This window comes from Colwellia sp. E150_009 (genome assembly GCF_053543955.1).
Genome location: NZ_JBHFOM010000021.1, coordinates 33,319 through 48,332, shown reverse-complemented (window position 1 = coordinate 48,332; position 15,014 = coordinate 33,319). Strand labels below are relative to the sequence as shown.

12 protein-coding genes are annotated in these 15,014 nt (G+C 35.0%); 5 read left to right on the top strand and 7 right to left on the bottom strand.

Going from position 1 to position 15,014, the window contains the following annotated elements; all coding sequences use genetic code 11:
• Positions 1 to 34: 34 nt before the first annotated feature.
• On the bottom strand, positions 35 to 1,123 hold the full coding sequence (gene bioB, locus ACE1OF_RS10925) for a biotin synthase BioB (protein ID WP_448894471.1): 1,089 nt from the start codon (positions 1,121 to 1,123) through the stop codon (positions 35 to 37).
• Positions 1,124 to 1,212: 89 nt separating this feature from the next.
• Here bioB and bioA point away from each other — a divergent pair, with 89 nt between their 5' ends.
• Positions 1,213 to 2,526: an adenosylmethionine--8-amino-7-oxononanoate transaminase gene (bioA, locus tag ACE1OF_RS10920; protein ID WP_448894470.1), complete on the top strand. Its 1,314-nt coding sequence runs from the start codon at positions 1,213 to 1,215 to the stop codon at positions 2,524 to 2,526.
• Between the two features lie 20 nt (positions 2,527 to 2,546).
• Here bioA and ACE1OF_RS10915 read toward each other — a convergent pair whose 3' ends face one another.
• Complete coding sequence (locus ACE1OF_RS10915; RefSeq protein ID WP_448894469.1) at positions 2,547 to 2,939, bottom strand: hypothetical protein; 393 nt, start codon at positions 2,937 to 2,939, stop codon at positions 2,547 to 2,549.
• Between the two features lie 155 nt (positions 2,940 to 3,094).
• On the opposite strand from ACE1OF_RS10915, the gene asnS reads away from it, so the two are divergent.
• Positions 3,095 to 4,495, top strand: coding sequence for an asparagine--tRNA ligase (asnS, locus tag ACE1OF_RS10910; protein ID WP_448894467.1), 1,401 nt, complete (start codon positions 3,095 to 3,097; stop codon positions 4,493 to 4,495).
• 93 nt (positions 4,496 to 4,588) lie between these two features.
• Here asnS and ACE1OF_RS10905 read toward each other — a convergent pair whose 3' ends face one another.
• Positions 4,589 to 5,131: an NAD(P)H nitroreductase gene (locus ACE1OF_RS10905; RefSeq protein ID WP_448894466.1), complete on the bottom strand. Its 543-nt coding sequence runs from the start codon at positions 5,129 to 5,131 to the stop codon at positions 4,589 to 4,591.
• Between the two features lie 448 nt (positions 5,132 to 5,579).
• On the opposite strand from ACE1OF_RS10905, the gene ACE1OF_RS10900 reads away from it, so the two are divergent.
• The 3 genes from ACE1OF_RS10900 (at position 5,580) to ansA (ending at position 9,579) form a co-directional block, all read left to right on the top strand.
• The gene (locus ACE1OF_RS10900) at positions 5,580 to 6,497 is read left to right on the top strand and encodes a DMT family transporter (protein WP_448894465.1); all 918 of its coding nucleotides are present in this window, start codon (positions 5,580 to 5,582) and stop codon (positions 6,495 to 6,497) included.
• A 155-nt stretch (positions 6,498 to 6,652) separates the two neighbouring features.
• Positions 6,653 to 8,557: a signal peptide peptidase SppA gene (gene sppA, locus ACE1OF_RS10895; protein WP_448894463.1), complete on the top strand. Its 1,905-nt coding sequence runs from the start codon at positions 6,653 to 6,655 to the stop codon at positions 8,555 to 8,557.
• 2 nt (positions 8,558 to 8,559) lie between these two features.
• Positions 8,560 to 9,579 (top strand): asparaginase, encoded by a 1,020-nt coding sequence (gene ansA / locus ACE1OF_RS10890; RefSeq protein WP_448894462.1) that lies wholly within the window; start codon positions 8,560 to 8,562, stop codon positions 9,577 to 9,579.
• Between the two features lie 79 nt (positions 9,580 to 9,658).
• Here ansA and ACE1OF_RS10885 read toward each other — a convergent pair whose 3' ends face one another.
• From ACE1OF_RS10885 to ACE1OF_RS10870, 4 genes are all read right to left on the bottom strand, one after another.
• Positions 9,659 to 12,580 carry a DUF349 domain-containing protein gene (locus tag ACE1OF_RS10885; RefSeq protein WP_448894461.1) on the bottom strand — a complete coding sequence of 974 codons (2,922 nt, stop codon included), beginning with the start codon at positions 12,578 to 12,580 and terminating at the stop codon, positions 9,659 to 9,661.
• An 82-nt stretch (positions 12,581 to 12,662) separates the two neighbouring features.
• Complete coding sequence (locus ACE1OF_RS10880) at positions 12,663 to 13,001, bottom strand: YeaC family protein (protein WP_448894460.1); 339 nt, start codon at positions 12,999 to 13,001, stop codon at positions 12,663 to 12,665.
• A gap of 12 nt (positions 13,002 to 13,013) precedes the next feature.
• Positions 13,014 to 13,340, bottom strand: a complete 327-nt coding sequence (locus ACE1OF_RS10875; protein ID WP_448894459.1) for a hypothetical protein — start codon at positions 13,338 to 13,340, stop codon at positions 13,014 to 13,016.
• A 108-nt stretch (positions 13,341 to 13,448) separates the two neighbouring features.
• On the bottom strand, positions 13,449 to 14,957 hold the full coding sequence (locus ACE1OF_RS10870; protein ID WP_448894458.1) for an alanine/glycine:cation symporter family protein: 1,509 nt from the start codon (positions 14,955 to 14,957) through the stop codon (positions 13,449 to 13,451).
• Between the last annotated feature and the right edge of the window lie 57 nt (positions 14,958 to 15,014).

The window sequence follows — 15,014 nt, the reverse complement described above, 5'->3', positions numbered from 1 at the left end:
TATTTGTTATTGATTGTTTATTTTAATATGCGGCTTAACTAGTCGCTTCGTAAAACAGCTCTTTATGTTGCTCATTAACTAAAGCTGTTTTTAATATTTTATCTTGCTGTTGGCTGTCATCAATTATTGTCTCAGTATTAATGCCAAGTTTATTAAATAATTGAATGTCCTTATCTGTTTCAGGATTTTCAGCCGTCAATAGCTTACAACCATAAAAAATAGAATTAGCACCTGCAAGGAAGCATAATGATTGCATTTGTTCATTCATAGCTGAACGGCCTGCTGATAAACGTACATGAGACTTTGGCATCATAATACGAGCGACAGCGATACAACGAATAAAGTCAAAACTTTCTAAATCGTCAACATCGGCCAATGGCGTACCTTCTACTTTTACTAACATATTAATTGGTACACTTTCAGGCTGCTTAGGTAAGTTGGCTAATTGCACTAACAAAGACGATCGATCAACTGCTGTTTCACCTAAACCAACTATACCACCACTACACACTTTCATGCCTGCGCTACGTACATGCTCTAAAGTATCTAATCTGTCTTGATAAGTACGTGTAGTAATGATTTGATTATAATGTTCTGGCGACGTATCAAGATTATGATTATAGTAGTCTAACCCTGCATCTTGTAATTGTTTTGCTTGATTTTCATCTAACATGCCTAATGTCATACAAGACTCCATACCTAAGGCTTTTACCCCTTTGATCATATCTAGCACAATAGGCATATCACGTTCTTTAGGATTTCGCCAAGCTGCCCCCATACAAAAACGTGTTGAGCCCATCGCTTTTGCTTTTTCTGCCGCTTCTAATACTTTTTCTACTTCGAGCAATCGCTCTTTTTCTAAATTTGTTTTATTACGTGCACTTTGAGAGCAGTATTTACAGTCTTCAGGACATGCTCCTGTTTTTATAGATAACAATGTACTCACTTGTACTTCGTTAGCATTAAAATGTTGACGATGAATTGTTTGCGCCTTAAACATTAAATCATTAAAAGGTAGGTTAAATAACGCCTGAACTTCAGCTAAGGTCCAATTATGACGAACAGTAGCATTGTCTGAATGTGTGGTAGAAGAAATAACAGCTTGTGACTCTACTTGTGACATAGAAAACTCGTTTGCATCTGGTAAAATTAGCAGGTAGTCTAGCGGTCATAATTTTTATGTCAACAAAGAAAAATAGAATTGGCTTACATATGAGCAATAAACAACCACAACAATCTTTAGATTTACTCGAATTTGATAAAAAACACGTATGGCACCCTTATACATCAATGTCATCGCCCTTACCTGCTTATTTAGTTGAAAGTGCTGAAGGGGTATATCTTAACTTGGCAAACGGTGAATCGGTAATAGACGGTATGTCATCTTGGTGGTCTGTTTTACATGGTTATAACCACCCTAAGTTAAATGCCGCATTAATTGAGCAATCAACGAAAATGTCGCATGTTATGTTTGGTGGTTTAACACATTCTAGCGCTATTGAATTATGTAAAAAACTTGTGCAATTATCACCCAAAGAATTAGATAAAGTATTTTTGTCTGATTCGGGTTCAGTTAGTGTTGAAGTAGCAATAAAAATGGCATTTCAGTATTGGCATAGCAAAAGCTTTCCAAATAAAACCAAGCTACTCACTATTCGTAATGGTTACCATGGTGATACCTTTGCTGCCATGTCTGTATGTGACCCTGTTACAGGTATGCATCAAATTTTCGACAAGGTATTGATGAAAAACATATTTGCCCCTGCACCAACCATAAGTTTCCATGAACAATGGCATGAAAATGAACTAGATGAGTTAAAAAATCTATTTAAACACCACCATCATGAACTTGCTGCTTTTATAATTGAGCCAATTGTACAAGGTACTGGTGGAATGCGTTTTTATCACCCTGCCTATTTAAAAGCCTGTAGAACTTTATGTGATCAATATAATGTATTATTAATCGTTGATGAAATAGCAACAGGGTTTGGCCGTACGGGTAAACTTTTTGCTTGTGAATGGTCTGAAATTAGCCCTGATATTATGTGTTTAGGCAAAACATTAACGGGCGGTTACCTTACTTTAGCGGCAACACTTTGCACTAGTGAAATAGCAAAAACGATTAGTCATGGTGAAGCGGGTTGTTTTATGCATGGCCCTACTTATATGGGAAATGCGTTAGCCTGTGCCGTTGCCAATGCAAGTATTGATTTATTATTTGAAAATAATTGGCAACAGCAAGTTGCTTTTATTGAGCTGATATTACAAAAATCTTTGTTACCTTTGAAAGCTCAAAGCCGTGTGAAAGATGTTAGAGTATTAGGATCTATTGGCGCGGTTGAATGTACGCAAGCGGTTAATATAGCGGTAATTCAAAAACGTTTTGTTGAATTAGGCGTTTGGATACGTCCATTTGGAACACTAATCTATATTATTCCGCCGTTAGTCATTAATGAGGCGCAGATAAAACACTTAGTTAAAGCCATTTCAACAGTACTTATGGAAGATAATTGTTTTTTTAAATAAATACCATATAACAAAGTGCATTATGCCGTTTTACTGGCACCAAGGACATGATACAAAATAAGTGATAACCAAATAAGATTAAAAGCGAGTAAAAAATATGCATTATAATTTGTGTTATCGTTGCGCCTTCTACTACGATATTTATCAATAAGAGTTGCGGCATAAATGCCAGCAGCACTAAACCAAATAATAAGATAAAGGTAACCCGTTAAAGGCGTTAGCCAAAATTTTCGTACTTCTATTTTATAATAACGTAAAACACCATAATTAGTTTCTGGCGCAACAAAATAAGAGATATAAATAGCAACCAAAAAAGCAATCCAGCTACTGATGGTTAAAATTCTTGCTAAATAAAACCAAAAATCTAACGATTTTCGGCGTTCTTTAGTGGGTAACTTTTGTGCTGCTTTCATTTAAAATTCTACTTTTAGTCATTATTTTCATAATTTACAATAATTGTTTCGTAATTTAGCAAGTTTTACTTGTTAAACATAATAGTCACGGTAACATAACCACCTTAAAAATTTCAGCAAATCTTCTAGTAATAAATAACATAAGAGGTCATTACATGTCAGTTATAGCAATTACTGATGTATTAGCAGGTAAATTCCCTGTTGATGAAACTATTACCGTTCATGGTTGGATCAGAACACGCCGCGACTCGAAAGCGGGAATTTCTTTTTTAGCTATACACGACGGCTCATGCTTTGATGCCATTCAAGCTATCGTACCAAGTGATCTTACTAATTATCAAGAAGATATTCTTAAGTTAACAACGGGTTGTTCAGTTAAAGTTACGGGCATATTAGTAGAGTCACCAGGTCAAGGTCAGTCTTTTGAAATACAAGCAACTACAGTAGAAGTGTTAGGATTTGTCGAAGATCCTGATACTTACCCAATGGCAGCTAAACGACATAGTATTGAGTTTTTACGTGAACAAGCGCACTTGCGCGCACGTACAAATATTGGTGGCGCAGTAACACGCGTTCGTAATTGCTTAGCACAAGCCATTCATAGATTTTTACATTCTAAAGGTTATTTCTGGATCAGTACGCCACTCATCACAGGCAGTGACTGTGAAGGTGCTGGCGAAATGTTCCGTGTTAGTACATTAGATATGGAAAACTTACCGCGTAACGACGAAGGTAAAGTTGATTACAACCAAGACTTTTTTGGAAAAGAAACCTTTTTAACGGTATCTGGCCAACTTAACGTTGAAACATATTGTAACGCGTTATCTAAAGTATACACTTTTGGACCAACTTTTAGAGCTGAAAACTCTAATACTTCTCGTCACTTAGCTGAGTTTTGGATGGTTGAACCTGAAATTGCCTTTGCTAATTTAGCTGATGCTGCAGATTTAGCTGAAGAAATGCTTAAGTATGTATTATCGGCCGTTCTTGAAGAACGTCCTGATGACATGGCTTTCTTCCAACAACGGGTTGATAAAACAGTTATTGAACGTTTAAATTCAGTGATTAACACTGAATTTGTTCGCCTTGATTACACCGATGCAATCACTATTTTAGAGAACTGTGACAAACAGTTTGAAAACCCTGTTTCGTGGGGCGTTGACTTAAATTCTGAACACGAACGTTATTTAGCTGAAGAGCACTTTAATGGTCCTGTTGTTTTACAGAACTATCCAAAAGATATTAAATCTTTCTATATGCGTCTAAATGATGACGGAAAAACCGTTGCTGCAATGGATATTTTAGCGCCAGGTATTGGTGAAATTATTGGTGGTAGTCAACGTGAAGAACGTCTAGATGTTTTGGATAGTCGTTTAGATGAAATGGGTTTAGATGTTGCTGATTATGGTTGGTATCGAGATCTTCGTCGTTATGGTACTGTGCCTCATTCAGGTTTTGGTTTAGGGTTTGAACGTTTAGTGGCTTATGCTACGGGCATGCAAAACGTACGTGACGTAATCCCTTTCCCAAGAACACCAAATAACGCTGCATTTTAGTGTAGATTTTTTGTGAGTTAATAGTTAATGAATGATCTTTGTAATTATTAACTCACAACTTAATGTTTTTATAATATTGTAAAAAATAAATTTTTATTTCCAATAACTCACTTTATGATCGAAACTCTTCGTGGGTTTTAACACTTGCTCCCTGCCAGGTGTTCCAATGTATAAAAAACCAACAAGATCGTCTTGTTCTGCTATTCCCAATCCCTGCTTTATTTGTTCATTATAAGCAAATCCTCCCGTGCGCCAAACTGCGCCATAACCTAAGCAAAATGCAGCCATTTGCATAGCATGAGCACAACAGCCTGCCGTAATTAGTTGCTCTTGCAAAGGTACTTTTTCATGTGCACAGTATTGAGTACTAATAACAATAACCATCGGTGCACGAAATGGTTTTTTAGCAATTTTTTCTAGTTCAATATTTTCTTTATCACTACTAACAACGAATAAATCACTTAATCGTTGCAAACCATTATCTGTTATCACAGTAAAATACCAAGGCTGTAAGCAAGCGTGATCGGGCACACGCATTCCCGCGGCCAAAATCTGTTCAAGCGCTTCCCCGCTTGGTGCTGGGGAAATAAGAAAGGGTGTAGATTGTCGTTGAAGAAGTAACTCAATAGCAGTCATAGAAAATAGTATTAATAATTAAAGATAAAACCAGTGTATAACGATGTGTTAAATTGCGCACTAATTAATATGAGAATTACTTGACTTAATAAGATTTCAACAGCATTATTTAACTAATCACTAAAGTATTACAAACAACATTAACTTAATCCTGTTAATTCTTTTAAATTTTATTAAACAAAACTGATTTATGATGAATGTTTATATCGCTAAGCACGCTGGAATGCTCACACGACGCCTTATTATGTCAACAAATTGTTGGCAAAATCTGGCCTTTCGTTTGTGGCCAACGTATGCGGAGCATTTAAGTTAACTATGTAATAATTTCGATTAACTCAATACTTTATTTAAAGCCGCAGAATTCACCTTTTGCGGCTTTTTTGTTTTTTTTGAACATAAAATTTCGTCAAAGACTCGGCAACCAATAGCAATTAACAAGGAGTATAAAATGCAAGTATCAGTTGCCTATATGGCGGTACTATTAATTTGGTCAACAACACCATTAGGGATTGTATGGAGTAGCGAATCTATCAACCCGACTATGGCGGTTTTATTACGCATGTTAATCGCCGTTATATTAGGAAGTATGATAATTTTTATTCGTAATATAGAATTACCATGGCATAAACAAGCCATTCGCCTATATGCTTTTTCAGCACTAGGTATTTTTGGCGGAATGTCGTTTTCTTACCTTGCAGCAGGATATTTATCTTCAGGAATTTTATCGTTAATCTTTGGTTTAGCACCTGTTTTTTCGGCTATTTTAGCCCGTAGAATACTTGCAGAACCTAAAATATCAGTTGTAAAAAAACTATCTATGTTGTTGTCTTTCATTGGTTTAGGTTTTGTTTGTGCTGACAATTTTTCTTTAGCTAACAATAGTATTTATGGGTTGGGTTATGTATTAATTGCCGTATTTTTGTTTAGTTTAAGCGGCGTATTAGTAAAGAGTGTTTCACTTGCCATTCACCCAATGGCTACCACAGTGGGAGCACTATCATTATCAATACCACTGTTTATTGCTAATTGGTTAATACTTGATGGCAGTATTGATATTAGCCAATGGCAACCACGTTCCATATGGGCAACCATCTATTTAGGTGTATTTGGGTCATTAATTGGTTTTTTTGCCTATTTTTTTGTATTGCAAAGGTTAACAGCAAGTACAGTTGCACTAATTACGCTGATCACGCCAGTAATCGCATTAACTTTAGGGGCTGTACTTAATGATGAAATCATTCATCATCAATTAATTTTAGGGGCAATTTTGGTAATATCAGGGTTGGCTATTTATCACTGGGGAGAAATGATATTTAAAAAGATAAAAATCAATGCACGTGTAACAACTTGCTCTACTAAAGAATAAAGCGAGTAACCTGATTAGTTGATCGACATTAATAAATTACGTTTTTATAGTTAACTTTTTAGATAAAAACGTATTTATTTACAATCTAATGATCAATTTGCTTTTTGATTAAGGTAATATAGAGTTCATATTTTCAACTGTTATAACTATTTTTTATGAATGCATTATTCAATCTATTTAAGCTTATTTTTTCAGGTATTTGGCGTTTATTTACCCTGACTCGTTCGATAATTCTCAATGTAATTTTTATCATCTTTATTATTGGTTTTATAGCTATGATAAGTGCCGATTCTGAACGAATTATTGTGCCTGATAAAACAGCATTAGTACTAAACCTAACAGGTGATTTAGTTGAACAAAAACATGAAGTAAACCCTTTTGATACATTGCTTATTGAAGCTCTTGGTGAAAAGGAAGAAAATCCTGAAGTTTTATTAGCCGATGTGCTTGACGTTATCTCAAGTGCAAAAACTGATGATCGAGTACAATTATTAGTTTTGCAAGTTCAAGGCTTAAAATCTGCAGGTTTGTCCAAGTTGCAAGATGTGGGTGCCGCGCTGATAGATTTTAAAACCTCGGGTAAAAAAATAATTGCTTTGGGTGATCAATACACACAAGATCAATATTATCTTGCTAGTTATGCTGATGATATTTGGTTAAACCCTCAAGGCTTTATGTTACTTGATGGTTATGGTCGATATAATATGTACTTTAAATCTGCATTAGAAAAATTAGCAATTAATCAGCATATTTTTCGAGTTGGTACATTTAAGTCAGCCGTGGAACCCTTTTTACGCGATGATATGTCTGATGAAGCGAAAACCGCTAACAAGTTATGGCTGAATGATTTATGGCTGCAATATAAACAAGATGTTGCTAAACAACGAAACATAGATATTGAAAACTTTGACGAAAGCATTAATGATTTAGTCTCAAAATTTACTAAAGCAAATAGCAGTTTTGCTCAATATGCCCTAGCTAACCATTGGGTAGATCAATTAAAAACACGCGATCAAATGAGAGATTCATTAATAAAGTTGGTTGGTAAAAATAGTAAAGAAGACAGTTACAGCCATATTGGCTTTAAAGATTATTTAGCTGTAAATACATTAAACACAAAACTTGAGCAATTACATCAATTGCCATCAGATAAAATTGCGATCATTGTTGCCAAAGGGACTATTTTAGATGGCGTACAAAAACCAGGCACAATAGGTGGCGACTCTACAGCACAATTATTGCGTAAAGCACGTCATAACAATCATGTAAAAGCTGTTGTACTACGCGTTGATAGCCCAGGAGGTAGTGCTTTTGCTTCTGAAATTATTCGTCAAGAAATTGAATTATTAAAAGCGTCAGGAAAACCTGTTGTTGCTTCAATGGGTACTTACGCTGCTTCAGGCGGTTATTGGATTTCAGCTCCTGCAGATAGAATTTATGCATCCCCGTCTACCATAACAGGCTCTATTGGTATTTTCGGTATGATGATGACTTTTGAAGATTCATTAAGTAAATTAGGTATTTATACTGATGGTGTCGGTACTACCGATATTTCAGGGTTTGGCCCTACTCAACCTTTAACCGAAGGTATGGCGCAATTATTTCAATTGAGTATTAATAAAGGTTATCAAGATTTTATTACGTTAGTGGCAGAAAACAGAAACATGACATTAGCGCAAGTAGATGCCATTGCTCAAGGCAGAGTATGGTCTGGTAAAAAAGCGAAAGAATTAGGGTTAGTTGACGAATTGGGCAATTTAACTGATGCTATTGTTGCTGCCGCAGACCTTGCTCAATTAGAAGAATATGACACCTTATTAATTGAAAAAGAGCTATCTGAACGTAATAAAATCATTCAGAAAATGATGGGAGAAGCCCAATCATTTATTACTGCTGGAACAAGTTTATATACTAATAGCGAATTAACGACACCTGCAAGCGTCAATGCTAAACCAATAACACAGTTTATTTCACAGCTACAAAATGAAATAACTAAAATGAATCAATTTAATGATCCCCAAGGTATATATACCCTTTGTTTAGCCTGTGGAGTTAAGTAGAGGTGAATAATAGGAAAAGAATTTATGTTGCCTATACTGGCGGCACTATTGGTATGAAAAAAAGTGACCATGGCTATATACCTGTTGACGGTCACTTAACAGAATCAATTAATGCTTTGCCTGAATTTCATCGTGATGAAATGCCCACGTTCACGATTAATGAATACCAACCTTTAATTGACTCATCAAACATGACACCAAGTGATTGGCAACATATTGCTGATGATATTAAACAACATTACGATGACTACGATGGTTTTGTTGTATTACATGGTACAGATACCATGGCATATACCAGTTCTGCGTTATCATTTATGTTTGAGAATTTAAATAAACCTATTATTGTTACAGGTTCACAAATTCCACTAAGTCAGTTGCGATCTGATGGTCAAGTGAATGTTCTTAATTCACTATATATTGCAGCCAACTACCCTATTAATGAAGTAGGGTTATTTTTTAATAATAAACTTTATCGAGGTAATCGTTCAATTAAAGCCTACGCCGATGGTTTTAATGCTTTTGATTCCCCCAATATGTCACCATTACTTGAAGCGGGTATTAACATAAGTGTGATTGCTGGCGAAGTATCAAATAATACAGAATCTGCACCAAGCGTTATTGTGCGCAGCATAACACCGCAACCTATTGGCGTTGTTCATTTATATCCAGGTATTAGCAGTGACGTAGTAGAAAATGTTATTAGACAACCAGTAAAAGCCTTAATTTTACGAAGTTATGGTGTTGGCAATGCACCTCAAGATTCCGCATTACTCACTTGTTTAAGTAAAGCTAAAGAACAAGAAATTATTGTAATTAATTGTAGTCAGTGTATTAAAGGTAAAGTGAATATGTCAGGTTATGCAACTGGCAATGCTCTAAGTCTAGCAGGTGTTATTAGTGGACATGACATGACACTGGAAGCAACATTGACAAAATTACATTACCTGCTGAGTCAAAACCTAAGTTACCATGAGATTTGTCATTTGATGGAAGAAAATTTACGCGGTGAATTAACGGTATAACTTGGCTTGTATTGCTTGGTAATAAAAAGGGGTAATAAATTACCCCTTTTTAAAACAAATACACTTTTGCTAATACTTATTAAATATATATTCTTTTTAATCTTGCAAGTAATGCTACGTCGGTAATTTCTAACTTACCTAAACTTAGCCAATCAATAAAGCCTTGCTCTAAATCAATAGCGTCTGACGTCTGCATTTGTTCTTGCATTAAACTAACCTGCACTGCCATTCTTTGCTTAGCATATTCATCTGGTGATGGCACTTGTGCTAGAATTTCAAGCGCTAAAGTTTTTTCAACGCGTGATGAAATTGTTGCTTGCGTTGTAACAGAACACTGTTCTACCAAACGCTTTTGCCAAAAGCTCGTTAGATTTTTGTATTCAGGGTCATTTACAATATTATCTGCCGTTATTTCGCTGTCTTGTTGAGCTATTTTGTCAAGTAATTTAAAAATACTCTGCCAACTCTTATTTTCTTGTTCTGCGTTTATTTGTTTTATTTTCTGATTGATCTGCTCAATAAAACCTTCAACTTTTGAGGCCACAGATTTAATCACTGGTTTATTAGCAATAACTTGATTTAATAGCACATTGGCTTGCTCTTTAGCATGAATAAAGCTAGATTTTTCATGGTTAGTTACTGACACATCATTAATACTCGCTTCAATCACTGCAAGTGATAAAAGAAAATTCTCTGATGCTTGTGATAATTCGGCTTGTTGCTCTGATTTAGCTAGGTCACGTTTAGCAAATACTTGATCGTTTATCGACCTAAATTTTTGCCATAATTTAGATTCTTGATGAGAACCAGCAAAACCAATATCACGCCATTGCAGCTGTAGCTGTTTAATATTTTCAATTGCTTTATAAATATCGTCAGAGGCTAATTGTTGTTCAGCCTCCACTATTAGCGCTTGTTTGTTCATACCATTGGCATCATGAAATGCTTTAATTGCTTTTTTAATTGGTTGTATTGCATTTTTAAATGCTTTTAATAATTTTTGATATTCATGTCTATCAACTTCTCCAGCTTGTTGCCATCTCTGCTGTAACTTATTTAACTTACCGTCTAGCGCTTTATAATCAATAGATAAGTTGTTTAACTCATTGCTATGGGTCTCAGTAAATGACTCTGCTAACTTCATTGCATCGTTAACAATATTATTTCGTGTAACTAAATGCAAAGCACGTAGCTTTTCTTGCTCTGCATAAAATAATCGACAAGGCGCAAATGCTTGTTCGCAAGCTAAGTTAAATTGTTCATTTAAGTCTTTATCAATGGTTTCATCTGCATGCCCTAATGAATTCCATACTTTGCGGTAATATTTAACTTTATCAGCTTGCGCATTTGGATCATCTAGCGGTGTATTTACCAAAGCATTAACTTCTATTAATAATTCTTGTTTACGTGGCGTTGCTATGTAATGTTCCCAGTCGCTAATTTCAGCGATTTTATTACTTACATTATCAAAATCACGTTGTAATTGTTGCTGTTGTTGCACAGACAATAAAGTAATGGTTTGACTCACACCTTTAAACAAACCAAAACAAACTTTATATTTTCCGCTAGCAAGCAGGCGTTTTAAATCATGTAATTTTTTCTTGTTTTTTTCAAATAACTGTCTTTGTTCTTGCTGTAATGGCTGTAGGCCATTTTTCCACATGGTAGAAATTTCTTTTTGTGCATCGATGATCGATTGAGGTAACACGCCCTGTGCTTTCTTATTAATGGTTTTATAACTGGCCAACCAATCATAATAGGTTTGTTGACGGTCATTTAGTTCATTCAAATTTTGCGGTAAAGTCAGTTGCGAAATTTTAGAAATAAGATACGTTGCCTCACTCACTGATTCGGCAATTTCAGGCAGTTGAGTTAATCTTTTCTCTAATTGCGTTGTTTTTTGTAAAAACTCTTTTTGTTCAGCCGCATTAAGAACACTCGTAGTTATATCTTCACGAAGTTGGTTTAATTGCTTTGAAAACTCGTTTTGATTGATAAGTTCGCTTTCAGTGTTTTCACCTTCAAAAACAGCAGTAGTTATTTGCTGATTTAGTGATGTGAGCACACAATTAAAACCTTTTTGGGCATTTTGTTTATCTTTAAGCAACTTCTCTGCAATTTTTGCTTGGTGATAAGCTTCTGCTTTGGGGGCAAAAATTTGTTCAAGTTGAGTTGTTATTTTGTTGTATTTACTTAACAACATATTTTGTTCATCTTCAGACAAACAACTTATGTCAGCTATAGAGCTTTGCCATTGCTGCTCTAAATCAGCTTTACTTGTTATATATTGGCCATAGCTTGATTGATCTTTTAAAGCTAACAACTTTGAAAGAATTAATTGATTTTGTTTCAATAACCTTTTCGGTTTTTCAAGTGCTTCTGTTATTAACGAAAGACGGTTGTCAATGATCTGACACACCTCATCATTAACAGCTTTTTTATTGAGTTTTGTTAACAAAGCAATATCGTTTAGTTCATCTAATTGCAATGATAATAAATTCTTTTGTACTTCCCCTGATTGTTTTTTAGTAAAAACTTGCATCAATAATTGGCTGATATTTTTCTTATGAACAAGCACTTCAAACAATTTAACAACCATAACGGGGTCTACTTCATGCTCTAGCCAAAACTTTAGCAATGAAAGATTAGATGACTTATCTTTTTCATTATTCGTTAATTGAACTAAAAAAGCCTGTTTTTTATCTAACGATAAAGAAATATTATGTTTTCCAGATAAAATCTCTTGAATTTGCCCTGTAGAAAAATCTTGTACTGATTTATTATCATTAAGGATACTTGCTTCATAATACGCATCAAAACTATTAAGTTTTAATAATACAGCTCTACGCACTAGTTCATTAGTATCATTATTGAGCATTGAGAATATAATGGTTTTATCATCATCATTCTCAATATTTAATTCTTCATTAATAGCGGAAATTCGAATATTGCTGTCTTTATGCTGCCAGTTATTTTTACTTTTAAAAAAATTGAAGATCATGGAAAGTCACATTTTGAAGGTTAATAAACACACCGATCACTCTACGAATACGAAGATTCGTGAGATAAGCTAATTGTGATTATTATAAATTAGTAAAGTGAGCTATATCGCTCTGTACCGACGGTTCATTGTCGGTACTCGGTTTAACGCAAGGTGTAATAGGTGTATCTTTCGCTGCCGATGAAAACTCAGATTTTAATTGGCGTTTATTTTTGTGAACCATTTGCCCATCACTACCTATCGTTAGCATTTCATCACAATTTAAATGTTTTGCTTGATAAGCCATTGTTAATTGCAAAGCGGTATCACGCTGTGCTTGTTCAACAAGAGTACCTTCTGGCCATTTGCCAGTTTCAGCCGCACACTTCAATCGTAAATACATTTCTTCTGGCATATGTTCAATTGTGCTGTGTAAATTCATAATAAACTCATATTATTTTTGACGTTTAAAGAAAAGTAATTTTATGCGCATAACAATATACATAATAAAACCGATAATGGTACTTGCCATCGCCAAGGTATGCTGCCATGTCCCTTGTTTAACGTTGTCCCAAAACATAAATAAGAAACCACCACAAAATAGTAGCATGGCAATAAAGGAATAGTTCATTAATCGCTGTCCTTGTTTTATGCGATTAACATGATTTAGGTTGGCTATTTTATCGCCGTCTAATGCTTGTAGAGATAAACCACAATGGTTACATTCTTTGGCTTTATCTGATATTTTTTTTCTGCAACTAGGGCAATTTATTACTGCCATATGAATAAACTTCTACAGTGCTATATTTTTCCAATATTCTACCTTTTTTCAGGCAAAAAAAAACGTCTTGTAAGACGTTTTTTTCGTATTATTTAGATTAAAAACAAGCTATGACATATTAATATCACTACCTTTAGATTTCGCTATACGCTTTTCCCAGAAAACAGCATTTTTTATTCCTAATTTTTGAGGATCAAATGTGTATTTTTCAACATTCGCTCTTTGTTGTTCTTCGTAATCGTGCAATGCTTTTATTGCAGGTTTAGACATAAAGAAAAGAATGATAATTCCAATAATATTTAGCCAAGCCATTAAACCAACACCAATATCACCAAGTCCCCATGCAATATTAGCCGCTTTAACTGTTCCGTAAAAAGTGGCACTCATTATGACAACTTTCAACATAAACACAGCGCCTGGAATATTAAAAGTGCGTTTAATGTAATAAATATTATTCTCAGCAATAAAGTAATAGGCCAAAATAGTTGTGAAAGCAAAAAAGAATAATGCTAAGGCAACAAATGGTCGACCTACGCCAGTAAAGACACTGTCTACGGCTAATTGAGTAAATGCTGGGCCATTAGCGGCAACATCCATAGCAACATTTTGAACGATAAAAGTATCACCCATGCCGTGTACATTGTATGTGCCCGTAATAATAATCATAAAAGCGGTTGCAGAACACACAAATAAGGTATCAATATAAACAGAAAATGCTTGTACTAACCCTTGTTGCGCTGGATGTTCAACCTCTGCTGCAGCTGCAGCATGAGGACCTGTACCTTGACCCGCTTCATTAGAATAAACACCTCGTTTAACACCCCACCCGATTGCCGCGCCAAAGCCCGCCATTGGGGTAAAGGCATCACCAATAATTAGCATAAAGGCATGAGGCAATGCCGTGATATTTAGCCCAATAATAATTAGTGAAATTAAAATATAGGCTAAGGCCATAAAGGGTACAACTATTTGTGTGAAGTTTGCTATACGTTTAATACCACCAAAAATAATAAAGCCAAGCAACAAAACAATACCCGTTGCCGTATATAACTTTGCATAACTAATGACACCAATAGTGGTATTTATAGTACCTGAATTTGAAAATACTTGTTCTATTGCTGTACCGATAGTGTTTGACTGTACCGTGGGTAATAAGATGCCAGTAGCAAGAATAGTGGCAATAGCAAAGATCCATGCATACCATTTTTGCCCCATTGCTTTTTCAATATAGTAAGCAGGTCCACCATAGTATTTACCATCATGCTCTTCTTTATAAATTTGTGCGTTAGCTGACTCAATATAAGCTGTTGCTGCACCAAAGAAAGCAACGATCCACATCCAAAATACAGCTCCAGGTCCGCCAAAACCAATGGCAGCAGCAACACCTGCTATATTACCAGCGCCAACACGCCCTGATAATGAAACAGCAAGTGCTTGAAAAGATGAAATCCCTTTTCTTGAACTTTTACCTGACATTAATAAGCGCCACATTTCAGAAAATTGGCGTAATTGTACAAAGCGAGTTACTACTGTAAAAAATAGTCCAGCCCCTAAGCACAAATAAATAAGGGCACTGCTCCATATATAACTGTTAATTGTATTGACTAAATCTTGCACTAAAACTTCCTCATTATTTTTATATTATATTATTTTATTTGCTGTCATTAAGTGTGT